At 60.5% G+C, this 24,260-nt stretch carries 21 protein-coding genes; all 21 read left to right on the top strand.

Features of this window, described 5'->3' with window-relative positions; translation table 11 throughout:
• Positions 1–29 precede the first annotated feature (29 nt).
• The 21 genes from nuoF to EKD05_RS06615 all read left to right on the top strand — a co-directional run bounded on the left by nuoF (position 30) and on the right by EKD05_RS06615 (position 24,237).
• Positions 30–1,343 (top strand): NADH-quinone oxidoreductase subunit NuoF, encoded by a 1,314-nt coding sequence (nuoF, locus tag EKD05_RS06515; protein WP_129671633.1) that lies wholly within the window; start codon positions 30–32, stop codon positions 1,341–1,343.
• A gap of 4 nt (positions 1,344–1,347) precedes the next feature.
• A complete protein-coding gene (locus EKD05_RS06520; RefSeq protein WP_129671634.1) occupies positions 1,348–1,926 on the top strand; it encodes a Uma2 family endonuclease in 579 nt (192 codons plus the stop codon).
• 21 nt (positions 1,927–1,947) lie between these two features.
• Positions 1,948–4,737 carry an NADH-quinone oxidoreductase subunit NuoG gene (nuoG, locus tag EKD05_RS06525; protein ID WP_129671635.1) on the top strand — a complete coding sequence of 930 codons (2,790 nt, stop codon included), beginning with the start codon at positions 1,948–1,950 and terminating at the stop codon, positions 4,735–4,737.
• A gap of 8 nt (positions 4,738–4,745) precedes the next feature.
• On the top strand, positions 4,746–5,972 hold the full coding sequence (nuoH, locus tag EKD05_RS06530) for an NADH-quinone oxidoreductase subunit NuoH (protein WP_129671636.1): 1,227 nt from the start codon (positions 4,746–4,748) through the stop codon (positions 5,970–5,972).
• A 43-nt stretch (positions 5,973–6,015) separates the two neighbouring features.
• Positions 6,016–6,513 carry an NADH-quinone oxidoreductase subunit NuoI gene (gene nuoI, locus EKD05_RS06535; RefSeq protein WP_129671637.1) on the top strand — a complete coding sequence of 166 codons (498 nt, stop codon included), beginning with the start codon at positions 6,016–6,018 and terminating at the stop codon, positions 6,511–6,513.
• A gap of 9 nt (positions 6,514–6,522) precedes the next feature.
• On the top strand, positions 6,523–7,080 hold the full coding sequence (locus tag EKD05_RS06540) for an NADH-quinone oxidoreductase subunit J (RefSeq protein ID WP_129671638.1): 558 nt from the start codon (positions 6,523–6,525) through the stop codon (positions 7,078–7,080).
• Between the two features lie 30 nt (positions 7,081–7,110).
• Positions 7,111–7,413, top strand: a complete 303-nt coding sequence (nuoK, locus tag EKD05_RS06545; protein WP_129671639.1) for an NADH-quinone oxidoreductase subunit NuoK — start codon at positions 7,111–7,113, stop codon at positions 7,411–7,413.
• Between the two features lie 48 nt (positions 7,414–7,461).
• Positions 7,462–9,420, top strand: coding sequence for an NADH-quinone oxidoreductase subunit L (gene nuoL / locus EKD05_RS06550; RefSeq protein WP_240695662.1), 1,959 nt, complete (start codon positions 7,462–7,464; stop codon positions 9,418–9,420).
• Between the two features lie 16 nt (positions 9,421–9,436).
• Positions 9,437–10,993: a NuoM family protein gene (locus EKD05_RS06555; RefSeq protein WP_129671640.1), complete on the top strand. Its 1,557-nt coding sequence runs from the start codon at positions 9,437–9,439 to the stop codon at positions 10,991–10,993.
• A 67-nt stretch (positions 10,994–11,060) separates the two neighbouring features.
• Positions 11,061–12,524 carry an NADH-quinone oxidoreductase subunit N gene (locus tag EKD05_RS06560; RefSeq protein WP_129671641.1) on the top strand — a complete coding sequence of 488 codons (1,464 nt, stop codon included), beginning with the start codon at positions 11,061–11,063 and terminating at the stop codon, positions 12,522–12,524.
• 271 nt (positions 12,525–12,795) lie between these two features.
• Positions 12,796–15,825 carry an FAD-dependent oxidoreductase gene (locus tag EKD05_RS06565; protein WP_129671642.1) on the top strand — a complete coding sequence of 1,010 codons (3,030 nt, stop codon included), beginning with the start codon at positions 12,796–12,798 and terminating at the stop codon, positions 15,823–15,825.
• The gene (locus EKD05_RS06570) at positions 15,822–16,238 is read left to right on the top strand and encodes a hydrogenase iron-sulfur subunit (RefSeq protein ID WP_129671643.1); all 417 of its coding nucleotides are present in this window, start codon (positions 15,822–15,824) and stop codon (positions 16,236–16,238) included. Before EKD05_RS06565 ends, EKD05_RS06570 begins: the two co-directional genes overlap by 4 nt.
• Positions 16,238–17,113 (top strand): 4Fe-4S dicluster domain-containing protein, encoded by an 876-nt coding sequence (locus tag EKD05_RS06575; protein ID WP_129671644.1) that lies wholly within the window; start codon positions 16,238–16,240, stop codon positions 17,111–17,113. Before EKD05_RS06570 ends, EKD05_RS06575 begins: the two co-directional genes overlap by 1 nt.
• Positions 17,110–17,514 carry a 4Fe-4S dicluster domain-containing protein gene (locus tag EKD05_RS06580; protein ID WP_129671645.1) on the top strand — a complete coding sequence of 135 codons (405 nt, stop codon included), beginning with the start codon at positions 17,110–17,112 and terminating at the stop codon, positions 17,512–17,514. The genes EKD05_RS06575 and EKD05_RS06580 overlap by 4 nt, the downstream gene beginning before the upstream one ends.
• 242 nt (positions 17,515–17,756) lie before the next feature.
• The gene (locus EKD05_RS06585; RefSeq protein ID WP_129671646.1) at positions 17,757–18,647 is read left to right on the top strand and encodes a CoB--CoM heterodisulfide reductase iron-sulfur subunit B family protein; all 891 of its coding nucleotides are present in this window, start codon (positions 17,757–17,759) and stop codon (positions 18,645–18,647) included.
• Positions 18,647–19,423 (top strand): 4Fe-4S dicluster domain-containing protein, encoded by a 777-nt coding sequence (locus EKD05_RS06590; protein ID WP_129671647.1) that lies wholly within the window; start codon positions 18,647–18,649, stop codon positions 19,421–19,423. The genes EKD05_RS06585 and EKD05_RS06590 overlap by 1 nt, the downstream gene beginning before the upstream one ends.
• Positions 19,424–19,583: 160 nt before the next feature.
• On the top strand, positions 19,584–21,233 hold the full coding sequence (locus tag EKD05_RS06595) for an FAD-binding protein (protein ID WP_129671648.1): 1,650 nt from the start codon (positions 19,584–19,586) through the stop codon (positions 21,231–21,233).
• A gap of 245 nt (positions 21,234–21,478) precedes the next feature.
• Positions 21,479–21,694 carry a 4Fe-4S binding protein gene (locus EKD05_RS06600; protein WP_165360618.1) on the top strand — a complete coding sequence of 72 codons (216 nt, stop codon included), beginning with the start codon at positions 21,479–21,481 and terminating at the stop codon, positions 21,692–21,694.
• On the top strand, positions 21,681–22,859 hold the full coding sequence (locus tag EKD05_RS06605; RefSeq protein ID WP_205703868.1) for a 2-oxoacid:acceptor oxidoreductase subunit alpha: 1,179 nt from the start codon (positions 21,681–21,683) through the stop codon (positions 22,857–22,859). Before EKD05_RS06600 ends, EKD05_RS06605 begins: the two co-directional genes overlap by 14 nt.
• Positions 22,844–23,704, top strand: a complete 861-nt coding sequence (locus EKD05_RS06610; protein WP_129671650.1) for a thiamine pyrophosphate-dependent enzyme — start codon at positions 22,844–22,846, stop codon at positions 23,702–23,704. The genes EKD05_RS06605 and EKD05_RS06610 overlap by 16 nt, the downstream gene beginning before the upstream one ends.
• Entirely contained in the window at positions 23,701–24,237 is a 537-nt protein-coding gene (locus EKD05_RS06615; protein ID WP_129671651.1) for a 2-oxoacid:acceptor oxidoreductase family protein, read from the top strand. The genes EKD05_RS06610 and EKD05_RS06615 overlap by 4 nt, the downstream gene beginning before the upstream one ends.
• Positions 24,238–24,260: the final 23 nt, after the last annotated feature.

Genomic DNA, 24,260 nt, shown 5'->3' on the forward strand with positions numbered 1-24,260 from the left:
CAGATGCGTACACTAGCAGGAACATGCATATGGGATTGAGTGAATATATTATTATGCGGGAATTGAATTTCCCCGAGATTAATCGCTTTGAACGCTACTGCCAGGTTGGTGGCTGGGAGGCCTATCGTACGGCGGTGAAAGAGCAGACACCAGCCACGATTGTGCAGATGGTGAAAGAGGCCGGTCTGCGCGGACGCGGTGGCGCGGGCTTTCCGACCGGTATGAAATGGGGCTTTTTGCCCAAAGGCGTCTATCCACGCTATCTGCTCTGCAATTGCGATGAGTCTGAGCCTGGCACCTTTAATAATCATCAGATTATTGATCGTAATCCGCATCAACTTATTGAAGGTGTGGCGCTCTCGGCGTATGCGATTGAGTGCAATACGGCCTATATTTATATGCGGGGCGAGTTTGCCGCTGCGGCGTTGACCCTCGAGCAGGCCATTGACGAGGCGTACCGCGCTGGTCTGCTGGGCAAGAATATTCTCGGGACGGGTTACGACCTCGATATCTATGTGCATCGCGGGGCCGGGGCGTACATCTGTGGCGAAGAGACGGCGCTGATGGAGTCGCTCGAAGGCAAGATCGGGCAGCCGCGCCTCAAGCCGCCCTTCCCGGCGGTCGCCGGGCTCTATGGCAAGCCGACGATCATCAACAATGTGGAGACGCTGGCGAATGTGCCGCGCATTGTCGAGAAGGGTGTGGCCTGGTACCGTTCGCACGGCACCGAGAAGAGTCCCGGCACCAAGTGTTTTTCGCTCTCGGGGCATGTGAATCGCCCCGGCAACTATGAATTGCCCTTTGGCTTGCCGCTGCGCGAGTTGATCGAGAGCCCCGAGTATGGTGGCGGCATGAAGGGTGGCCGCCCGGTCAAGATCATCATCCCCGGCGGCGCCTCGGCACCCTGGTTGACGGCCAAACACCTGGATGTGCCGCTCGACTATGAAGGCGTGGCGGCGGCGGGTTCGATGCTTGGCTCGGGGGCAGTGATTGTGCTCAATGATACGGTCAAAGCACCGCATGTCGCCTACAAAATGGACGAATTCTTCAAGCACGAGAGCTGTGGCAAATGCACGCCGTGCCGCGAAGGTACGCACTGGCTGGTCAAGGTGCTGCATCGCCTCGCCGAAGAGGGCCACGCCGAGCCCGATGATATTCCGACGTTGCACGGTATCTATCGCCAGATGGCAGGGAATTGCTTCTGTCTGCTCGGTGAAAGCGCCGTGATGCCGATCAAATCGGCGCTTGAACTCTTCCCGGAAGAGTTCGAGGCGATTATCAAGGCGAGCAACGAACGACACCAGCGCAATGGCGCCCACGCGATCCCGTTGAGAGTGAGTTGAGACTATGGTAGAGGCAACCCTCGCGATCCACCCACACTGGACCGTCGACCTGTTGCGGCAGATGCCGCAGGTCGCGGGTGAGCGCTATGAGTTGATCCAGGGAGAGTTGCATGCGACGACCCAGTCCCATACCCGGCATCAGATTGCGTGTACCCGCCTTGCCACTGAACTCAACAACTGGAGTCAGCCGACCGGGGTCGGCATCGCAATTGGCGCTCCTGGACTGGTGTATGCAGATAATGAAGCCGTGGCCCCCGATGTTGTCTGGGTGAGCCATCAACGCCTGGCCGAACTGCTCGGTGACGATGGCAAGTTGCACGGTTCGCCTGAATTGATTGTTGAAGTGCTGTCGCCTGGTAAAGCCAATGAAGTGCGTGATCGCGAACTAAAATTGGAACTCTATGCACGCCATGGGGTCAGAGAGTATTGGATTGCCGATTGGCGCACGAGCATGATCAGCGTGTATCGTTGGGTAGAAGCAGATTTCGCCCTGGTCGAGACATTGCAGAGCGGTGAGATCCTTACGTCCCCCTTGCTACCAGGTTTTGCATGTGCGGTTGAGCGGTTGTTTGCCCTGGCATAAGCTTGCTGGAAAGAGCTATCTATGGCCGATGTTACGATCACAGTGAACGGTGTCAGCTTCAAGGTACCTGCGGGTACGAATGTGGTTGATGCCGCACGCATAGGCGGTATTTCGATCCCGGTCTTCTGCTACCATCCACGGATGAAACCAGTCGGTATGTGCCGGATGTGCCTGGTGCAGGTTGGCACGCCCCGCCTCGATCCCGCGACCCGTCAGCCGATGCTGGGTGAGGATGGCCGTCCCGTGATCGCGATGATGCCCAAGTTGCAGACCGGGTGTACGACGCCGGTCAGTGAGGGCATGGTGATCAATACGGAGACCGATGAGGTGCAGTTTGCCCAGAAGGGTGTGCTGGAGTTTTTGCTGACCTCGCATCCGCTCGATTGTCCGGTGTGCGATAAGGGCGGCGAATGCCCGTTGCAAAACCTGACGATGGCATGGGGGCCAGGCAACAGTCGCTTTGATTACAACGACAAGGTTCACTTCGAGAAGCCGGTGCATCTCGGCGATCTGATTCTGCTCGACCGCGAGCGCTGTATCCTCTGTGCGCGGTGTGTGCGCTTCCAGGACGAGCTCGCCGATGATCCGGTGCTTGGCTTTGATAACCGTGGCCGCAACTGGATGATTATCTCCAAGAGCGACCCGCCGTTCAATAGCAAGTTCTCGGGCAATACAACCGATATCTGCCCGGTTGGTGCTCTGACCAGTGCCGACTTCCGCTTCAAAGCCCGCGTCTGGGAACTCAGTTCGAAACCGGTGGTCTGTACGCTCTGCCCGGTCGGCTGCAATCTCAGCCTGGATATGCGGCACGACCAGTTGATGCGGGTGATGCCGCGTGAGAATGGGGCGGTCAACGATATCTGGATCTGCGATAAGGGCCGTTTTGGGCACCGCTTTATCGAGCACGAGAGTCGCCTGACGACACCGCTGATCCGCAAGGGTGGGCACCTGGTCGAGGCGAGTTGGGACGAGGCGTTGGCCCTCGTCGCCGAGAAACTCGCGGCTGTGCAGAGTAGTCGCGGGGGCAGTGCGATCGCGGGCCTGGCTTCACCGCGCCTTAGCAATGAGGATCTCTACCTCTTCCAGAAGCTCTTCCGTGAGTACTTTGGCAGCCACAACCTTGACCATATGCCTGGCAGTGCTGCCGATGTTGATTACGACGAGCACGGGGCGTTGATGGGGGTGGGCAAAGGCACCAATTTGATGGAGATGGGGGCCGAGAGTCTGGTGCTGGTGATCGGGGCTGATCCCGAAGAAGAAGCGCCACTCTATGTGCTGCGCTTGCGGGCGATGCTCGAGCGCGGGGCGAAACTGGTGGTCGCAAATATGCGCCCGACCAAGTTGGAACGCTCGGCGACAACCAAGCTCTATTATCAGCCGGGCAGCGAGCTTGCGTTTGTGCGCGGCTTGCTGCGGGCGGTCTTTGATCAGGTTGGTCACGAACGGTTGCACCTCAAGCATAGTGGGCTTGAGCAGTTGCGCAAGACGTTGAGCGACCTGAGTGTTGAGCAGACTGCCGAGTTGTGCGGCGTGCCTGCGGCGACGATCCGGGCGGTGGCCCAGGCATTGCTCGAGGCGAAACAGGGCCTGATTATGTACGGGGCTGAAGCGCGGAGTGCCGGCCCTGGGATGAGCGAGAGTCTCGGGGTGCTGGCGGCGTTGGCGGGGAAAGTCGGCAAGCCAGGCAGCGGGCTGATCGCATTGCTACCGGGAGGCAACAGTCGCGGGGCGCTTGATATGGGCGTGCGGCCCGATGCCCGCCCCGGCTATGCTGTGCTTTCGCAGCGCGGCCTGGGGGCACGCGAAGTCTGGCCGGCGTTGCGCGAAGGGCGCGTCAAGGCCGTCTGGATCGCCGGGCTTGATCCGGCGGCACAGTTGCCAGCGGCCCGTGCGGCCCTGGAAGCGGCTGACTTTGTGGTGGTACAAGAACTCTTCTTGACCGAAACCGCGCAACTGGCCGATGTGGTCTTGCCCGCCGCGAGCGTTGCCGAACGCGACGGAACGTATACCAATGCCGAGCGCCGGGTGCAACGGTCGCGCCAGGCCCGTCAGGCCCACGGCGAGGCGCGCCCCGACTGGCAGATCATCCAGGGTGTTGCCCAGCACCTGAGCGACCTGAGTGTCCCTGTGGCCGTGCCAATGCAGAGTAGCGAAGAGCAGGAGAAGCCCGTCGGTGGCAAAGGCAAAAGCAAAGGCCCGGGCAAGACGACTGCGGTCGCCGTGGTCGAGCCGTCAACCTGGGATTACCTGACCCCCAGTGAGATTGCCGCCGAGATTGCCGAACGGGTGCCGGGCTATGCCGGGATCACCTACAGTGCGCTCGCCGCCACAGGCCAGGGTGGAGCCTGGGGACGCCAGACCAACGAGGCGATCTTCTATGATGGTACCAACTACGAAAATAGCGAAGGCATCGGAATTCAACTGCCGAATCTGATCGAGGTACAAAAGACCGCGGTGAGCCTCGGCGTACGACCCTTGAGCAAACCGACGCACGAACGCAGCCTGCTGTTGGTGAGCCAGAGCCTCGCCTATGATGGCGATCTGCTGCTGCGTGGGTCCTTGCTGGAACGCAAGATCCCGCAACCCTACGTCGCACTCAGCCAAACTGATGCAGACAAACTCAATATCAAACCGGGCGATACGGTACGGCTCGACTCGGCGGTGGGCGAACTGACGCTCAGCGCACGCGTTGTTGACGATGTACCCGCCGGGGTTGCGCTGATCCCGGCGAACCTGCCAAACTTCAGTGCGGCAGCCGTGCAGACCGGACCGCGCACACGGGTCAATCTGGTGAAGGTTGTAACGGGATAGGGGTAGCTATGAACTGGCTGGGCCTTTTGATCATCATTATCCAGTCTGTGGTGATCGCGCTGGCGGTCACCACGGCCTTCGCCTATTTGACCCTCTTTGAGCGGCGGCTGCTGGCGCGCTTTCAGAACCGGGTGGGGCCAAACCGGGCCGGGCCGAACGGCTTTCTCCAACCCGTCGCCGACGCAGTCAAGCTCTTTTTCAAAGAGGATATTGTGCCCTCGGCAGCCGACAAGGCGGTCTATCTGCTGGCGCCTGCCATCGCGGTGATCCCGGCGATCATCATCTGGGCCGTGATCCCCTTTGGATGTCTGAATATTGACTGGAATTACCGGGCCTGCTTTGCCGAGTCGTCGAGCGGGGTCAATAATATTCTGCAGATTGCCGACATCAATGTAGGCGTGCTCTATCTGCTCGCCATCACCAGCATCGGGGTCTATGGCATTACGCTGGCAGGCTGGGCAAGCAATAACAAATACTCGATGATGGGCGGCATCCGGTCAACGGCGCAGTTGATTAGCTACGAACTCGCGCTCGGAACGGCGGTGCTGGCCGTGGTGATGACCTTCAGCACGCTCAGCACGCACGAACTGGTCTATCACCAAGGGACGCTCTGGGGCATCGTGCCGCAATTCCTCGCCTTTGTGATCTTTATGATTGCCTCGACCGCCGAGGTGGTGCGTGCGCCGTTTGACCTGGTCGAAGCCGAACAGGAACTGGTCGGTGGCTACAATACCGAGTATGGCTCGATGAAGTTCGCGCTCTTCTTTATGACCGAATACATCAAGTTGATTGCGGTCAGCGCAATGGCCGTCACCTTCTTTTTTGGTGGCTGGCGCTTTCCGGGGCTCGAAATGCTCGGGGCAGGGGTCGAAGGCCTGGCAGGACCGGTGGTTGCCAGCATTGCGGTGGGCCTAGCCTCACTCGGGTCGTTCCTGTTGAAACTGGTTGGGTTCCTCTTTCTCTCGGTCTGGATTCGGGCCTCGTGGCCGCGTATTCGCTACGACCGCCTGATGGATCTGGGGTGGAAGTGGCTGCTTCCGCTGGGACTGATCAATCTTGCGGCGACGGCGGTGGCCTTTGTGCTCATTGAGAGCTTTGTGCTGGCGTCGTTTATGCTGCTCGCCTTTAGCCTGCTCAGCCTTGCTATTGCAGCAGGCATCAATCGTGTGCCCAAACCAGTTGACAATGTCACCTATGTGAGTGATGTTCGTAGCCGGGCCGAGACAGGTCAGTAGCCGCAACAACGCCCCGGTGCGGGCACACGATAAGGAGTAGTTGATGATCGGACAATTGTTGAAGGGGTTGCGCACAACCTTTGGCTATATCTTCACGCAGCCGGTAACGGTGCAGTACCCCGAAGTCAAGCGCCCGGTGCGTGAGCGGTTTCGTGGACGGCACGAGCTCAAACGGTTTGCCGATGGCAAAGAGCGCTGCATTGGCTGTTCGCTCTGCGCGGCGGCGTGCCCTGCCGATGCGATCCTGGTCGTACCCGCCGAGAATACGCCCGATCATCAGGTCTCGTATGGTGAACGGTATGCGGCGACGTACGAGATCAATATGCTGCGCTGCATCTTCTGTGGCTATTGCGAAGATGCCTGCCCGACCAATGCGATTGTGCTTGAGCATCAGTACGAGCTTTCGTTCTATGATCGGCGCGACTCGATCTATACCAAAGAGATGCTGCTGGTACGCGAAGATCAGGGCCACGGCGATCCGCCGCCCATTCTGAGTCAGCTCGAGCGCCGCCCAAGCCCACCAGCGCAGATCGACCTGTAGGGAGTGACCATGGATTTTGTGCTCTTTTTCCTTACGGCAGCCATCGCCCTCGCAGGGGCCATTGCCATGATCGTTGCACGGAACGCTGTCCATAGCGCCCTCTTTTTGTTGTTGAATTTCGGGGCAATTGCCGTTCTCTTTTTGCTCTTGCAATCACCATTTCTCTTTACAATCCAGCTCTCAATCTATGCCGGCGCGATCATGGTGCTCTTTCTCTTTGTGGTGATGCTGCTCGGGGCAGAACAGGTAGAGGCGGCACAGGACAAGTTGCCGTGGCAACAGCCGCTGGCGTTGGTGATGGGGGCGGGCTTGCTGGTGATTGCGATGATCACGGCGGTACGCGGTGGTTCGAACGATGCGCCGCCGGGGGGTGAAGCTGCCGAAGCCTTTGGTGACCCGGCGAGCCTGGGCGAACTGCTCTTTACCAAGTATCTGTTGCCCTTTCAGATTACCGGGATCATCCTGCTGGTCGCGGTCATCGGCGTCGTGGTGCTTAACCAGCAGCGCAACCAGGCGCAAACCGAGGAGACGCCGGGCGAGCGACCGAGTTCGAGCGTGCAACCGTAGTCGTCTGATGCAATCGTATAAGGATCTTGCATGGTTCCCACGACCTTTTATGTTCTGTTGAGTGCCGTCTTATTCACGATTGGCGTGCTGGGGGTCTTGATTCGTCGCAACGCGATTGTGGTCTTTATGTCGGTTGAGTTGATGCTCAATGCGGCCAACCTGGCCCTGGTCGCCTATGCACGCGAACGGCTCGCGGTTGATGGTCAGGTACTCGTCTTTTTTGTGATTACGGTAGCAGCGGCTGAGGTAGCCGTCGGCCTTGCGCTGCTGGTGGCGATCTTCAAATCGAAACGAACCGCCGATATCGACGAGGTCAGTATGCTCCGAGGATAAGGGAGGCGCAGTGGCCCTTCCTTTGGCTTTGCCCATTGAGGTTGTGTGATGCTGAACTGGCTTATCTGGCTCATCCCGCTGTTGCCGCTGCTCGGCTTTCTGCTCAATGTGTTTGTCATTCGCCAGGAGCGCCAGGCTGGTCTGGTGGCGAGCGCACTGGTGGGTGGCTCGTTTCTGCTGGCCGTGGTCGCGACGGTCATGCTGGGCGGTATGCCCGAAGAAGAGCGCCGCGTGCAAGCCATCGCCTGGGAGTGGATCGGCACGGGGACGATGAGCATTCCGTTCGGGTTGCTCTTTGATCCGTTGACGTCCGTGATGGTGCTGCTCGTCACCGGGGTCGGCGGCCTGATCCATGTCTACTCGCTTGGCTATATGCACGGCGATCCGCGGGTCGTCCGCTATTTTGCCTACCTGAATCTCTTTGTGACCATGATGCTGATGCTGGTGATGGCGAACAATATGCTGCTGCTCTTTCTTGGCTGGGAGGGCGTGGGGCTCTGTTCGTTTTTGCTGATCGGCTTCTGGTTCGAGCGCAAGGTGGCGGCGGCGGCGGCGGTCAAGGCATTTGTGGTCAACCGGATCGGTGACGCGGCCTTTCTTCTGGCGATGCTGGCGATCTTTTCGCATTTTGGGACGCTGACCTTCTATGATGTCGAGGTAAATGGGCAGATCATTCCGGGCTTTCTGGAACAGGTGCCCAACCTCCTGGGGCAGACCTTTGGCCCCGAGTGGCAGACGATTGCGGTGGCAACAGGCATCTCGTTTCTTTTGCTGATTGGCGCAACCGGCAAATCGGCCCAGTTCCCGCTCTTTGTCTGGCTGCCTGATGCGATGGCTGGCCCGACGCCGGTGTCGGCCCTGATCCACGCGGCCACGATGGTCACCGCTGGCGTCTATATGATGGCCCGCACCGAGCCGATCTTTGTGGCGTCGCCAGCCACGCAGAGCTGGGTGGCCTGGATCGGGGTGCTGACGGCACTGATTGCAGGCACGGCGGCGCTGGCGCAGTGGGATATCAAGCGCGTGCTCGCCTATTCGACCGTGTCGCAACTTGGTTTTATGGTCGCCGCCTGTGGCATGGGGGCGTATGCCGCCGCGATCTTTCACCTGCTCACCCACGGCATCTTCAAAGCCCTGCTCTTCCTCGGTTCGGGGTCGGTCATCCACGGAACCCACGATACCCAAGATATGCGCAAGATGGGCGGTCTGCGCACGGCGATGCCAACAACCTACTGGACCTATCTAGTCGGGGCGGGGGCGCTGGCCGGGATCGTGCCGCTCGCGGGGTTCTGGAGCAAAGATGAGATCCTAGCCCACGCGGTCAGTGCGGGGTACTGGCCGCAACTGATCGGGCTCTTCATTGCTTCGCTGCTGACCGCATTCTATATGGGCCGCCAGGTCTCACTGATCTTTTTTGGCACCCAGCGCGACCCGCACTACCACGCGCACGAGAGTGGCCGGGCGATGACGGTGCCGCTGGTGATCCTGGCCGTCGGGGCCGCCATCGCTGGGCTGATGAACCTGCCGACCCTCTTTAGCGGGATGCCTGCCGCACACCTATTGACCGACTGGCTCAAGCCGGTCTTGCACGAAGAGGCGGGCAAGTTCAATCCGCTGCTCGCCCTCTTTGCGACCATTGGGGCCGTGGGGATGGGCTATCTGGGCTGGTCGGTCTATACCCGGAATGCCGCGAAAGTCAAGGTCGGCGGGCAAGATCCGGCGTACTACTACACCGGTGATATCTGGGATACGCTCGAAGCGGCCTGGTATGTTGATACCCTCTATCAGCGCGCCGTCGTCGGGCCATTCCGCACTATCGGCAATTTCCTGGCGCAAGTCTTTGATCCGCAGGGCATCGACGGCCTCGTCGTCGGCACTGGTCGCTTCTTTGGCTGGGTCGCAACGGGAGTACGCCAACTCCAGAGTGGCTATGTCCGGATGTATGCCCTCGTCTTTACCATCGGTGTTGTGCTGGTGCTCAGCTTTATGCTGATGATCGCCTGGTAGGATAAAAGGAAGCCGCATGCAAGTTCCGATCCTGTCATTTGTGCTCTGGCTGCCCGCACTCGGAGCCCTGCTGTTACTCACGGTGCCACGGAAGAGCGATGAACTGGCGCGCCGGATTGCCCTGGTCGTTGCTGTGGTCACCTTTCTCGTTTCGTTGACCCTGCCGCTCCGGTTTGTGCCCGAAAGTGCGCTCGGTGCGGGGCCGGTGACGATGCAGTTTGCCGAGACGCTGCCCTGGTTGCCCTCGTGGGGCATCAGCTATAGCCTTGCAATTGATGGCGTCAGTCTCTGGCTGGTGATGTTGACGACGTTTCTGACGCCAATTGTGGTGCTCTCGACCTGGGACTCGGTACACAAGGAAGTTCGCAATTTCCAGATCCTGCTCTTGCTCTTGACCACGGCGATGCTCGGGGTCTTTATGGCCCAGGATCTCTTGCTCTTCTATATCTTCTGGGAATTCACGCTGATTCCGATGACCTTTTTGATCGGGATCTGGGGTGGCAGCAACCGGGTCTATGCGGCGCGCAAGTTTTTCCTCTATACGTTTGCCGGATCGGTGCTGATGCTGCTGGCCGTGATCGGGCTCTATGTCTTGCACCGCGAGAGCATCGCGGTGAGTCAGCCCGGCTATCAGGGCACGCTCAACTTTGGCGCGATTGTGGCCGATCTGCGGAGCGGGGCGTTCGTGCTGGAGACAGCGACCGAGCGGTTGCTCTTTGGGGCGTTCTTCCTCGCCTTCGCGATCAAGGTGCCGCTCTGGCCGTTCCACACCTGGTTGCCCGATGCGCACGTCGAAGCGCCTACGGCTGGCTCGGTGGTGTTGGCGGGTGTGCTGCTGAAACTTGGTGGCTACGGCATGATCCGCTACTGCCTGACGCTCTTTCCCGAGGCGTCGCGCTGGGCGGCCCCGGCGATCGGGGTGCTGGCGGTGATTGGCATCATCTATGGCGCGATTGTCGCTTTTGCCCAGACCGATATGAAGAAACTGGTCGCCTATTCGTCGGTGAGCCATATGGGCTTCATTGTGCTTGGCATCTTCGCGCTCAACAGCGAGGGCATCAGCGGTGCCATCATCCAGATGATCAACCACGGCCTCTCGACCGGCGCGCTCTTCTTGATTGTCGGCGTGCTCTACGAGCGACGGCATACCCGCGAAATGGCGGCGTACAGCGGCATCTGGACGGTGATGCCAATCTATGCGGGCATCACCTTGCTGGTGGCGCTCTCGTCGGCAGGCTTGCCCGGGCTGAATGGTTTCATTGGTGAATTTGTGATTATGCAGGGGGCGTTTCTCTCGCCTGAGCTTGGCTGGCCCTTTCTGGCGTTTGCCGTGCTCGGCGTTGTGTTGGCGGCGATCTACCTGCTGAAGCTCTACCGGGAAGTCTTTATGGGCGAAGTGAACGAAGCGAGCGCGGGCCTGCCCGATCTCAACCAGCGCGAACTAGTCACGCTGGTGGCTCTGTGCATCCCGATTGTGATCATCGGCCTCTATCCCGGCTTTCTCTTTGGCCCGATGCAGAGCAGTGTCGCCGAGGTGGTCAATGGTCTGGCCCCTGTGATTGCAGGACGTTGAGGCGCTGCCAGGCGCTATGTGTGAGCCGCGATGGGCCAGTGGCCCGTGACCCTCGCCGGGAGGCGTAATGGACTCAATTCAGATTCCACCAGTTGATTTCAGACTGATAGCACCATTGCTCGTGGTGACTGGCTGGGCAATGGTCTTGCTGCTTGTTGATGTCTTTGCCATTCCAGCCAACCGCAAAAAGCTGACGGGCTATCTTGCCATTGCCGGGTTGGTGGTCGCGGGCCTGGTTGCCATTCCGCTCTGGGATGTGAGTGGCAGCACCTTTAGCAATATGCTTGTGCTCGACCGCTATAGCCTGATCCTGACCTGGATCTTCCTGATCATCGGGGCGCTGAGCATCACGATGGCGCTCGACTATCTACCGCGGCACGGCATCGAACAGGGCGAGTTCTACCCGCTGATCATGTTTGCCGTCGCCGGCATGATCGTGATGGCCCAGGGCACCGATCTGATCGTGCTCTTCCTCGGCGTCGAGTTGCTCTCGATCACGCTCTATATTTTGACCGGCTTTGCCTATCCACGCCTCACCTCGGAAGAGGCGGCGATGAAGTATCTGGTGCTCGGGGCGTTTGCGGCAGGCTTTTTCATTTATGGCATCGCACTGACCTATGGAGCCGTGGGGACAACGAATCTCGCCCTGATTGCCGAGCGCCTGGCTGACCCGGCGGCCGAGACCAATCAGTTGCTGCTACTCGCCGGGGCGTCGCTCATTCTGATCGCCTTTGCCTTCAAGGTTGCGCTGGTACCCTTCCACATGTGGACGCCCGATGTCTACGAAGGCTCGCCAACCCCGGTGGCGGCGTTTATGAGTGTCGGCACCAAAGGCGCGGCGTTTGCCGGCCTGTTGCGCATCCTGGTGACCGCCCTGCCCGCGCTCCAACCCTTCTGGCTGCCAGTCCTCGGCGTGCTCGCGGCGCTGACAATGCTCATCGGCAACCTCGGTGCCTTGAGCCAGACCAACGTCAAACGCATGCTCGCCTATTCGAGTATCGGGCACGCAGGCTACATTCTGCTGAGCATCATGGTCGCCTCGGAGCGCGGGGCGCAAGCGTTTCTCTTCTACATGCTCGCGTATGCGCTGACCAACCTGGGGGCGTTTGCGGTCGTCATTGCGCTGGAGCAGCGCAGCAACGCAACCTGGAGCCTCGACGATTTCACGGGGTTGTACAAACGGCAGCCGTTGCTCGCGCTGGCAATGGCCGTCTTTATGTTCTCGCTGGCCGGGGTGCCGCCAACCGCCGGCTTTATGGCGAAGTTCTATGTCTTCACCACCGCCTACGAAGGTGGCCTGGGCTGGCTCGTCTTGATTGGCGTGCTGACGAGTGCGCTGGCCGTCTTCTTCTACCTGCGCGTCGTCATCCGCATGTTTATGCACGAACCGCAAGGCGACCTCGAACCCGCGCTGAACCGAGGGCTCTCGACCGACATCGCAATTGCCGGCGGGCTAACCTTGCTCTTTGGCATCGTACCGGCACCGATCATCTTCCTGGTCGAGCGTTCGCTAGTCGCGGCGGGAGGCTAACGCAGCTCCTTCCGCCGGTTAAAAGTTGTGAATTTTTCGCCTGTTTGCACCCAAAGTGGCGATTTTGCTACCCGCAAACGGACACGGCAATGCTAGAATAGCCCGCAAAGAACTCCTCAACCATCAATTTGCGGTAACTTCATACTGCTTGCAAAGACGCAGGGGCACGAGGCAAAGACGCACGGCATGCCCCTGCGTCTTTTTGTGTTCCGTGTAGAATCGTCGCCCGCGTTGCCATGCTCGTGATGACACCGCGAAGGGTTGCAACTCTATGGAAGCGCACGCCTACGATGCCTTGGTGATTGGGGCCGGGATTAGCGGGATGCAGGCGGCCCTGGATCTTGCCGAGAAGGGCTATCAAGTGCTCGTCGTAGAACGCCAGGCAAGCATTGGCGGCACGATGGCGAAGCTGGACAAGACCTTCCCCACCAATGATTGCGCGATCTGCATCACCGCGCCAAAGATGGTCGAGTTGGCGCGCCATCCCAACATTACGCTGCTCACCTCGGCGCAAGTCGAGCGGGTCGCGGGGTCGGTTGGGCATTTCGAGGTGACGATCTGGCGGCAGACGACCTATGTTGACCCCGAGAAGTGTACGGGCTGCGGCGATTGCGCCCGCGCATGTCCCGTTGAGGTGGCCGATACATTCAACGGACGACTGTCGCAACGCAAGGCGATCTATCTCCAGTTTCCCCAGGCGGTGCCGGCGGTCTATACGATTGACTATGCCCAGTGTACGGGCTGTGGGGCCTGCGACCGCGCCTGTGGCCCCGGGGCCATCTCGTTTCTGCGACGCTCGCAACCGCTGACGGTCACGGTCGGCAGCATTGTGGTCGCCACGGGTTTCGAGGTGCTCGAGCCGACTGAGTTGCGGCGCGAGTATGGCTACGGGCGCTTTGCGAATGTGCTGACGGCGCTGCAGTACGAGCGGTTGATGGCTGCTTCCGGGCCAACCGATGGGCATGTGACCAGGCCTTCCGATGGGCAGGCACCACGCAGCATCGCCTGGATCCAGTGCGTCGGCTCGCGCAGTACCCAGGGCGGCCATCCCTACTGCTCGAAGATCTGTTGCATGTATGCGACCAAAGAAGCGCTCATTACCCGCGAACATGCTCCTGACACCGCCACAACGATCTTTTATATGGATCTGCGGGCCTATGGCAAAGATTTTCAGCAGTACTACCAGCGTGCCGCCAGCCACGGCGTGCGGTATGTGCGAAGTCGGCCCGCGAGCGTGAGTGAAAATGCCGATCAGAGTCTGCTGCTTGAGTATGAGGATACGTTGACGGGAGAAGTAGCGAGCGCGACCTTTGATCTGCTGGTGCTCTCGACTGCCGTGGTGCCCCCGCCCGAGAATCGGCGCCTGGCGCAGGCGCTCGGCATTGCGGTTGATGAACATGGCTTTTTTGTCGCCCGCGATGCATTGCGCGCCCCGCTGCACGCGACCCGCGAAGGCATCTTCCTCGCCGGGGGTGCCCAGGGACCCAATGACATCCCCGATTGCGTGGCGCAGGCCAGCGGGGCCGCCGGGCTCGCGGCGCTTCCGCTGAGTCAGCGCCAGCGCACCGCCGAACCGGTGCCGCCCGCCGAGCGCGATGTCGCCGCTGAAGCCCCGCGTACTGGCGTCTTTGTCTGTAGCTGCGGCAAGAATATCGGCGGGTTTGTTGATGTCGAGGCCGTGACCGCCTCGGCGCGTGCGTTGCCCGAGGTAGCCTTCGCCGAGGCCTGTATGTTCGCCTGCTCGGAGGATGCCCAGCGCAAGATCAGGGGGGCCATCGAGGCCAACGGGCTCAATCGGGTTGTCGTGGCGGCCTGCTCGCCCATTACCCACGGCCCGGTCTTCCAACAGACCTGCGCCGAAGTTGGGCTCAATGCCGGACTCTTTGAGATGGCAAATATCCGCAATCAGTGCTCGTGGGTGCATTCGTCTGAACCCGGCCCCGCGACCACCAAGGCCGCCGATCTGGTGCGCATGGCAGTTGCGCGTGCTAGTTACGTCAAGTCATTACCTGTCCAGACGATCGAGGTAACCCCGGGATGCCTGGTGATTGGCGGTGGCACGGCTGGCATGACGGCGGCGATCACCCTGGCCGAGATGGGCATCGCGACCTATCTGGTTGAACGCGAGACGGTACTGGGGGGCAAGCTGAATCTGCTTGGCAAGCTGGCCCCCAATGATCTGCCGGCCAGGGCGTTTCGCGAACAACTGGTTCACGAGGTACAACGCCGCCCACTGATCAAGGTCTTTACGGGCACCGAGGTGGGTGCGCTTGCCGGTCATGTCGGCAATTTCGAGGTGACGCTCGACGGCGGGTTGGGTGAAACAGTGACGCAGGTGCAGGTTGGCACAATCATTGTGGCAACAGGCTTTCGTGAGGTTGATCTGCGCGGGCGCTATGGCTATGGTGATGACCCGCGCATTATCACGCAGCTTGAACTCGAGCGCCGCCTGCGCGACGGCACGCTCGGCAAGCCCCGTTCGGTGGTGATGATCAACTGCGCTGGCTCGCTCGACGCCGAAAATCCGTCGTGCTGCCGCATCGGGTGCAGCGTCGCCGTCAAAAATGCGCGCCTGGTGCATCAGGCCGCCCCCGGCTCGCAGGTCTTTCTGCTCTACCAGGATCTGCGCGTCTATGGCAAAGGCCAGGAAGAGGCTTTTACTCAGATGCTCGCTGAGGTCGCACCACAGCGCATCAGGTACGATGCCGAGCGTCCGCCCCGGGTGAGCCTCGAGCACGGGCGCATCATGGTGACGGTCTACGACACCCTGCTGCGCGACGAGCTTGAGGTCGAGGCGGATCTGGTGGTGCTGACGGCTGCCTTGCGCGGCGATGGCGAAACACCGCGCCTCAAGCAGATGCTCAAGGTTGGGGCGAATGCCCAGGATTTTTATCACGAAGCCCATGCAAAGATCCGGCCACTCGACTTTACCACCGAGGGCATCTATCTCTGCGGGGGCGACCATTACCCCCGCAGCATTCCTGATACGCTGGCGCAGGCCGCCGGTGCTGCGTCACGTGCGGCGATCCCGCTGTTGCGCGGGCGGGTCAAGGTTGAGCCAATCGTCGCCGAGGTTGAGGCAGCACGCTGTTCGGGCTGCGGTCTCTGCGTGCCGCACTGCCCGTATGGCGCCATGAGGCTCGATGCTGAACGGGGCGTGCTGGTGATCGAAGAGGTCTTGTGCAAGGGTTGCGGCACGTGCGTTGCGGCCTGCCCATCGGGGGCGCTGCAGCAACGTGGCTTCGCCGATGCACAAGTGCTGGCCATGATCGAGACCGCCTGGGAGGGGGCGCTGGTATGAGTGAGCCGTTCGAACCAAAAATCGTGGGGTTGCTCTGTAGCTGGTGCGCGTATGCGGGGGCCGACACCGCAGGCGTCAGTCGCGTCCAGTACCCGCCCAACCTCCGCATTGTGCGCGTGATGTGCAGCGGGCGCGTTGATCCGCTCTTTGTGGCGCGTGCGTTTGAACATGGTGCCGATGGGGTGCTGGTCGCGGGGTGCCATCCCGGTGACTGCCACTATCTTTCGGGCAACAACTACGCCGAAGAGCGCTTTGCCAAATTTGCCCAGTTGCTCGACTTCTTTGGCCTTGACCAGCGTCGCTTCAAACTGGCCTGGGTCTCGGGATCAGAAGGTGCGCGTTTTGCCGCGCTTGTGGCCGAGATGACCGAGGAATTGCGTGCCCTCGGGCCACTCGAGTTGAAGGTGCAGTGATGACAACCTCGCTTGAAACCCAACTCCAGAGGCGTGCCCACGACCTGCTGGCCGAGGGCGTTGTTGAGCTCTTTCTCGGCTACCGCCAGGGTTCCAACCCGCTGCGGGTTGCCCCTTTTGTCGCCCGCACGCCGCTCGAAACGGCCAAACTCGTCTGGAATGCGGTCTGTGTGCCGAATCTGGCCGGTACGCTGGCGAAGCATGCCGGCCAGCGGATCGGGGTGGCGCTGAAAGCGTGTGATGCGCAGTCAGTCCGCGAGTTGCTGAAGTTGAACCAGCTTGAACGCAGCCGCCTCTATCTCATTGGCATCGGCTGCGCAGGCATGGCTGACCCCGAAGCGATCACCAAAGCCGCCCCAGGGCGGGTCACTGGTCTCGCTGAAGATGGCCCCGACTTGGTGATCACCACGGCGGACGACGTTGTCCGCCGTGAACGGGGTACGCTGCTGCTGACAAAATGCGCAACGTGTATCGGGATGCCAACCGATTTCTGTGACGAGTGGCTCGGCGAAGTACCGCCCACGCCGCCTGCCATTCCCGCCGAACGCTTCGCGGCGGTGCAGGCACTCGCCACGCTTGCGCCCCCCGAACGCCTCGCTTTCTGGAGTGAACACCTGAGCCGCTGCACGCTCTGTTATGCCTGTCAGACAGTCTGCCCGCTCTGCTTTTGCAAAGAGTGCGCCCTGACGCTCGAACGCGACCATCCCCGGCGGCAGGCGCGTGAGCCAATGACGATCTTTGCCTACCATCTGATGCGCGCCTATCACCTGGCCGACCGTTGCACCGGCTGCGATGAGTGTAGCCGGGTCTGCCCCGAGGATATCCCGCTCAACCTGATCTGCCGCAAGCTCGAACAAGATCGGAGCCAGGTATGACCACAAGCATCCGTATCGGCGGTGGGCGCAACGAACTGTTGCAAAAAGTCGAGGCCTTGAGTGGTCAACACCTCGCCAACTGCTACCAGTGTGGCACCTGCGCCGCAGGTTGTCCGTTTCACCAGGCGATGGATCTGCTGCCTGATGCCCTGATCCAGCACCTGCGCCTCGGCTTGCCAGGCATCCTTGAGCGACAAACCTTCTGGATCTGTGCTGGTTGCGATACGTGCAGTGACCGCTGCCCACGGGGGCTGGATATCGCGCGGATCATGGAAGCCCTGCGCCAGATCTGCCTCCGTGAAGGCGGCGATCATCCCGCACTGACCCAGTTGGAGCGAGCCGACCTCGGTGCGTTGCCGCCGATTGCGCTGGTTGCGAGTATGCGGCGAAATTCAGGCTAGGAGAGGGAAAGCGGAAAGCGGACGAGGGCAGCAGGATTGAATGCCCAACTCGGAAGGGTTAGAGAGTCTGGGAACGACATGTCTCGGTAGCGCCGCCGACCACGAATGGGGGCACGAATAAACGAATATCGCACCGCAACGCCCATATTCGTTTATTCGTGAGTGTTCTTCGTGGTCAGCTGAGGACGCCAGAAAACTTCGTTCCCAGACTACTAAAGCATTGTCGAAGAAAGAACCGTGGCATGCCGATCGCCTACTATCCTGGATGTACGATAAAAGTCTCGGCCCCCGAGCATGAAATTGCTGCGCTCGCGGTGATGCATGCGCTTGGCCTCGACTTGCACGAGATGCGCGAGTGGAATTGCTGTGGCGTGGTTCATTCGCTCGCCACCGATAACCTGATCCGCCATATGGCCCCCGTCCGGGTCTTTGCCCGCCTGCAACAACAAGGCGAACGCGAGGTCGTCACGCTCTGCGATATGTGCTTCAATACGCTGGCACGGGCCAACCAGGTTGCCCGGCGGCAACCCGAGCAGATGGACGCGCTCAAGGCGACCAGCGGCGACGAACTCAACTACGACGGCAGCGCCGAGGTGTTGCATCTGCTACAGATCCTGCGTGACCGCGTGGGCATGGCGGTCATCAAGGCGCGGGTGCGCCAACCACTGCACAACCTGCGGGTCTACCCCTACTATGGGTGCAAGCTCTTGCGCCCGACCGACGTGGGCCTTGACGACGCCGAAGTTCCCACGGTGCTCGGTGATTTGATGGCAGCGCTGGGGGCCACCGTCGTCGAAGGCAACCTGCAGACGCGCTGCTGCGGGGCGTATCACGTGGTCAACCGCGAAAGCCTGGTGGCCGAACGTGTCGCGGCAACGACGGCGCAGGCCCGGGCCAATGGAGCCAACGCGATCGTGCTCTCGTGCCCACTCTGCCACTTCAACCTTGCGACCCGCCAGAGCGACCCCGACCATGTGCTACCCGTGCTCTACTACACGCAGTTGATGGGCCTCGCCTTTGGGTTGCCCCCCGCAACGCTCGGGTTGCCAGACGCGACCGCGCTCTTTCCGGAAGCGTTGTCCACCGCGCACCACGCGCAAGCCGTGCCTATTTGCACGAAAGGAGAACGGTGATGAGCGAACAAGCCCCCCTGATCACGATGCAATTGATGGGCAAGAATTACCGTGTTCCCGCTGGCCTGACGATCATGGCCGCCATCGAGTATGCCGGTTACAAACTGGTACGCGGGGCCGGTTGTCGCGGCGGCTTCTGTGGCTCGTGCCCAACGCTCTATCGTCGCGAAGGCAACCACCGCATCTTCACCGCCCTCGCCTGTCAGACCCTGGTTGAAGACGGGATGTGCCTCGTCCAGATGCCGTTTGTCCCCCTGATCACCAGGCCCTACGATCTGTATACCATCAAGCCGCAGGCCAACACCCTGTTGCAGCACTTCCCCGAAATTGCAGGCTGCGTCGCATGTAATACCTGCACGCGTTCATGCCCGCAGGGGTTGCCCGTGATGGACTATATCCAGGCGAGTCTGCGCGGCGACATCGAACGCGCCGCGCTGCTCTCGTTCGATTGCATCTCGTGCGGCATCTGTTCGAGCCGTTGTCCTGCCGACATCAAACACTATGCGGTCGGCCTGCTCGCCCGGCGACTCTATGGCAAATATATCACGCCGAACGCCCCCGATCTTGCTGAGCGCGTTGGTGCCATTGAAACCGGAGATTTTACCGCCGAACTTGATGCCTTGATGGCCTTGTCTGCCGCTGAACTGCGCAGCCGCTACGAGCAGCGCACCTTTGAGGTCGCGGCTGAACAAGAAGACCCGTACAGCGCAACCCGCTCGTACAACTCAGCCATGGATCCCGTTGACTACCAGGACGAGCTCGAAGTGAGTCGGTGACGGCATCGTCAGCGGGTTGCACCCGCTGACGATGCCATGCGCTGACAGCAATTGGAATTGAGCAATCCGCATCAGTATTGCTGCCAGAGCGCATTGGAACATCATGCGCGGCAATCTGCAATCTGCAATGCTCTGACGGGATGCAAAAGGAGACGCTCCTATGGAAATAAGCGATGGATACCCCGCCGCTATGCGGCAAAGCATCGCCAGGGTTGAAGCAACGCGCTCGGCGCGGTTGGGGCGCACCTTCCCTGCGATGAGCCTGGACGAGCGCAAAGCGTTGTTGCTCAGCCACCACCCCGACTACAAAGCCGGCGCCAAACGCCCGCTGCTTTTTGGTTCCGGCAAAGGGATGTCGCTCAACCACGAACTGACCGATCTCTTCGAGGCGCGACCGCTGGTGCGTGCGAGTCTCGATCTGAGCAAGATTGACCACGACGTTGACCTGCTGGTGATCGGCGGGGGCGGCGCCGGTACGGTCGCGGCGATCTGGGCGGTGAAAGCCGGTCTCGACCCACGGAAGGTGCTGGTAACGACAAAATTGCGCCACGGCGACTCGAACTCAACGATGGCCCAGGGCGGCATTCAGGCCGCCGATCGCCCCGAAGATTCGCCAGCGCAACACTTTCTTGATGTGATGGGGGGCGGCCACTTTACCAATCAGCCCGAACTGGTACGTGCGCTGGTGCAGGATGCACCGTTGATCATCCAGTGGCACGAGCACCTCGGGATGATGTACGACAAAGATGCCAATGGTCACTTCATCGAACATCCCGGCGGCGGCACGTCGCGCAACCGAATGCACTCGGCCCGCGACTATACCGGGCTCGAAATGATGCGCGTCTTGCGCGACGAAGCCCGCAACCTTGGCATTCCGGTGATCGAGTTTTCCCCGGTGATCGAGTTGCTCTGCGATGACGAGGGGCGCGTGAGCGGAGCGGTGCTGATCAACCTCGAGACCAGGCATTACCATATTGTGCGCGCTAGGGCGACGATTATTACGACGGGCGGCCTTGGGCGCTTGCATATGCAGCAGTATCCGACCACCAATCACTATGGCGCAACCGCCGATGGGCTCGTGCTCGCCTATCGTGTCGGGGCCAAGCTCGTTGACCTGGATGCTGTGCAATACCATCCGACCGGGGCGGCTTTCCCGGCGCAAATGGCCGGCCTGCTCATTACCGAGAAGGTGCGTGGCCTGGGGGCGCAACCGCTCAACTGCGACGGCGAACAGTTTGTCTTTCCGCTCGAACCACGCGATGTCGAAGCCTCGGCCTTTATTCGCGAGTGTGCCGAACGCGGCAAAGGCATCAAGACGCCACAAGACATGTGTGGCGTCTGGCTTGATGCACCGATGGTTGACCTGATCCACGGGCCAGGTACGATCCGCGAAGCCTTGCCCGCAATGTTCCGCATGTATGCCCGCTTTGGCATTGATATGACCCGTGACCCGATCCTGGTCTTTCCCACACTGCACTACCAAAATGGCGGCATTGCGACTGACGAGCACGGCGCAACCAGTGTGCCCGGGCTCTATGCAGCGGGCGAGGTGATGGGTGGGGTTCATGGGAAGAACCGGCTGATGGGCAATTCGCTACTCGACTTCAATGTCTTCGGGCGACGGGCGGGCATGGCCGCCGCCACGTATGCCCGCGAGCATCCCGCCGGAAAGCTCAGTCTTGCCCACGTTGCCGCCTACGAGGCCATGTTGCACGACGCCGGCATCGCAACGACGCGGACGGCCCCGCGCATCTTGCCCGACTATCGCGGCAAAGAGGCGCTGGATCGGTACCTTGATATTCCGTTATAGGCAAAGGATGAAGACCATCGTTCGTTGGTCTAAGAGGTTTGTGAATGAAGTTTTCTGGCGTCCTCAGCCGTCCACGAATGGGGGCCACGAATAAACGAATATGGGCATTGCGAACGGACGGAGGCTGAGCCTGTCGAACGCAGGCTCAGCCTGTCGAAGCTCCCGCTGGGATCAAGAAACTTCTGTTACAGACTACTACGTTCAACGAGCAAACTAGCGTCTAGAGTAGGCAGGGAACGATGCATGTGATCGAGCTAAATGAACACTGGTGCAAAGGGTGTCGGGTGTGTGTCTTTCACTGTCCGACCAAGAGCCTGCGTATCGCGTCACGGTTTACTATGCGGGGCATTCATCCACCTGAACTGGTCGAGGCAGAACGCTGCAATGGGTGCCGCCTCTGCGAATTGCTCTGCCCAGATTTCGCGATTACCGTCATGGAGGCTGTCAGTGTCAACGCATAGAGACCGTCTTCGGCAAGCGATGGGCGACAAGGTTCAGTTTGTCCAGGGCGACGATGCCTGTGCCTACGGGGCGATTCTGGCCGGCTGCACCTTTTTTGCCGGCTATCCCATTACCCCGGCGACCGAAGTCGCCGAGCGCATGGCCGAGTTGTTGCCCAAAATCGGCGGGTGCTATATCCAGATGGAAGACGAGATCGCCAGCATGGGGGCCATCGTCGGGGCAAGTTGGACCGGTGTCAAAACGATGACCGCCACGTCTGGCCCCGGTTTTTCCTTGATGCAAGAGAACCTCGGCTACGCGATCATGACCGAGACACCCTGCGTGATCGTCAATGTCCAGCGCTCGGGGCCGTCGACCGGTCAGCCAACGCTCGGTGCCTACGGCGATATGATGCAGGCGCGTTGGGGCACGCACGGCGACCACGAGATCATTATGCTCTGTCCGGCGTCGGTGCAAGAGGCGATGGAGTTGACGATAGTTGCGTTTAACCTGGCCGAAGCCTACCGGACGCCGGTGCTGGTCTTTATTGACGGCGAACTGGGCCATATGCGGGAACGGCTCGTCATTCCCGAGGATGACGAATTTGAACTGGTCGAACGCACGTGTGCCACTTCACGCGAGGGCTACCGTCCTTTTGCGGCGGGCGAAGACCTTGTGCCGCCCTTTGCCCCCTTCGGGGCTGGGTTCCGCACCTATGTCACCGGCTTGACCCACAACGAAGCGGGCTTGCCTCGCTCGGCGAGTGCGCCGATCCACGACCAACTGGTGCGCCGTCTGGCCGATAAGATTCTACGCAACACTGACCAGATCATTCGTTATGAAGAGTTTGGGGCCGAGCAGTGCGAGATCGCGATCATTGCCTATGGCATTACCGCCCGCGCTTGCCGCGATGTTGTCGAAGAAGGTCGCCAACGCGGCCTCAAGGTCGGCCTGTTGCGCCTGATCACCATCTGGCCCTTCCCCGACGAAGTCGTCGCCAAGTGGGCAACACGCGTGCAGGCCATCCTGGTACCCGAAATGAACCTCGGCCAGATCGTGCATCCAATCCGCGAAGCGGTCGCCGGGCGCTGCCCGGTCATGTTGCAGAGCAAAATCGGCGGCGAGTTGCATACACCAACCGAAGTGATCGACGCGCTGGAGGAACTGCGATGTCAGGTCTGCTAAAGCTCAAAACCGCCGCCGAGTTGCGCCAAATCTATCTGCGCCACGAGATGTTCCCGACCATCTTTTGCGATGGGTGCGGCCTCGGCAACGTGCTCAACTACACCCTCTGGGCGCTCGACGAACTGCAGCTCGACCTTGACCGCACTGTCTTTGTCTCGGGCATCGGCTGCTCATCGCGTCTCTCGGGGTATGTCAACGCAGACGGGATGCACACCACGCATGGCCGGGCGCTGGCATTTGCGTCGGGCATCAAAGCTGCCCAGCCCGACTTGAACGTCATCGTCTTTACTGGCGACGGCGACGGCTCGGGCATTGGCGGCAACCACCTGTTGCACACGATCCGGCGCAATATGGATCTGACGGTCATCCTGGTCAACAACTTCACCTACGGCATGACCGGTGGGCAGGCCGCGCCGACAACCCCCATCGACAGTTTCAGCACCACAACGCCGTACGGCAACATCGAATACCCGCTCGACATCTGCGCCCTAGCCCAGACGCTTGGGGCACCCTACGTAGCACGCTGGATGATCAACCAGCCCTACCCACCGATCAAATCAATTGCCCAGGGCATCCAGAAACGCGGCTTTGCGCTGATCGAAATGCTCGTGCCCTGCCCAACCGCCTATGGCCGACGCAACGGGCTCAAGCAACTCGAAACGATCTGGCAATGGTACCGCGACCATACGATCCTGATTGACGACTACGAACACATCATGCACTTTGGCTCACCCGACGAACGAGCCGCACTGCACGACAAGATCAAGATCGGCATCTTCCAGGACTGCGAGCGTGAAAGCTTCGAGGCACGCTGGGCCGCACTGGTTGAACAGGTGAAACTATGAAACAAGAGATCCGCATCTGTGGGTTTGGCGGGCAAGGGGTCATCACCGCAGCGGTGATCCTCGGCAAGGCCGCCGCCGTCTATGATGGCCTGATCGCCTGCCAGGTGCAATCGTACGGCCCCGAAGCACGCGGCGGCGCAGCGCGCGCCGAGGTCATCATTGCCAACGAAGCAATCGGCTATCCAGGCATTCACGCCGCCGACATCCTCGTCGCCATGTCGCAAGAAGCGTTCAACCGCTACATCAATGACATCAGGCCAGGGGCAACGATCATTATTGACCCCGACATGGTGATCAACTACGAGGCAGCACCCTATGCGCACCTGGTGCCCTCAACCAGGATCGCCGAAGAACTAGGCAACGTCGTCGTCGCCAACATCGTCATGCTCGGCGCAGTGACCGCCTTGACCGGCGTCGTCTCACGTGAAGCGATGCTCGCCTCGACCCTCGCAAGCGTCCCGAGCAAGTTCAAAGCGCTCAATCAACAAGCGCTTGAGGCAGGCATGACGGTAGTCGCGGGGCAGTTGCCCTAAAAACCCATGCTTGTGCTCGCGAA

The sequence above is a fragment of the Candidatus Chloroploca sp. Khr17 genome (assembly GCF_004138165.1).
Taxonomy (GTDB): Bacteria; Chloroflexota; Chloroflexia; order Chloroflexales; family Chloroflexaceae; genus Chloroploca.

Excerpts from the sequence above, each read along its gene's own strand:
- nuoF (WP_129671633.1), top strand. The coding sequence starts at position 30 with ATGGGATTGAGTGAATATATTATTATGCGGGAATTGAATTTCCCCGAG.
- EKD05_RS06520 (WP_129671634.1), top strand. The coding sequence starts at position 1,348 with ATGGTAGAGGCAACCCTCGCGATCCACCCACACTGGACCGTCGACCTG.
- nuoG (WP_129671635.1), top strand. The coding sequence starts at position 1,948 with ATGGCCGATGTTACGATCACAGTGAACGGTGTCAGCTTCAAGGTACCT.
- nuoH (WP_129671636.1), top strand. The coding sequence starts at position 4,746 with ATGAACTGGCTGGGCCTTTTGATCATCATTATCCAGTCTGTGGTGATC.
- nuoI (WP_129671637.1), top strand. The coding sequence starts at position 6,016 with ATGATCGGACAATTGTTGAAGGGGTTGCGCACAACCTTTGGCTATATC.
- EKD05_RS06540 (WP_129671638.1), top strand. The coding sequence starts at position 6,523 with ATGGATTTTGTGCTCTTTTTCCTTACGGCAGCCATCGCCCTCGCAGGG.
- nuoK (WP_129671639.1), top strand. The coding sequence starts at position 7,111 with ATGGTTCCCACGACCTTTTATGTTCTGTTGAGTGCCGTCTTATTCACG.
- nuoL (WP_240695662.1), top strand. The coding sequence starts at position 7,462 with ATGCTGAACTGGCTTATCTGGCTCATCCCGCTGTTGCCGCTGCTCGGC.
- EKD05_RS06555 (WP_129671640.1), top strand. The coding sequence starts at position 9,437 with ATGCAAGTTCCGATCCTGTCATTTGTGCTCTGGCTGCCCGCACTCGGA.
- EKD05_RS06560 (WP_129671641.1), top strand. The coding sequence starts at position 11,061 with ATGGACTCAATTCAGATTCCACCAGTTGATTTCAGACTGATAGCACCA.
- EKD05_RS06565 (WP_129671642.1), top strand. The coding sequence starts at position 12,796 with ATGGAAGCGCACGCCTACGATGCCTTGGTGATTGGGGCCGGGATTAGC.
- EKD05_RS06570 (WP_129671643.1), top strand. The coding sequence starts at position 15,822 with ATGAGTGAGCCGTTCGAACCAAAAATCGTGGGGTTGCTCTGTAGCTGG.
- EKD05_RS06575 (WP_129671644.1), top strand. The coding sequence starts at position 16,238 with ATGACAACCTCGCTTGAAACCCAACTCCAGAGGCGTGCCCACGACCTG.
- EKD05_RS06580 (WP_129671645.1), top strand. The coding sequence starts at position 17,110 with ATGACCACAAGCATCCGTATCGGCGGTGGGCGCAACGAACTGTTGCAA.
- EKD05_RS06585 (WP_129671646.1), top strand. The coding sequence starts at position 17,757 with ATGCCGATCGCCTACTATCCTGGATGTACGATAAAAGTCTCGGCCCCC.
- EKD05_RS06590 (WP_129671647.1), top strand. The coding sequence starts at position 18,647 with ATGAGCGAACAAGCCCCCCTGATCACGATGCAATTGATGGGCAAGAAT.
- EKD05_RS06595 (WP_129671648.1), top strand. The coding sequence starts at position 19,584 with ATGGAAATAAGCGATGGATACCCCGCCGCTATGCGGCAAAGCATCGCC.
- EKD05_RS06610 (WP_129671650.1), top strand. The coding sequence starts at position 22,844 with ATGTCAGGTCTGCTAAAGCTCAAAACCGCCGCCGAGTTGCGCCAAATC.
- EKD05_RS06615 (WP_129671651.1), top strand. The coding sequence starts at position 23,701 with ATGAAACAAGAGATCCGCATCTGTGGGTTTGGCGGGCAAGGGGTCATC.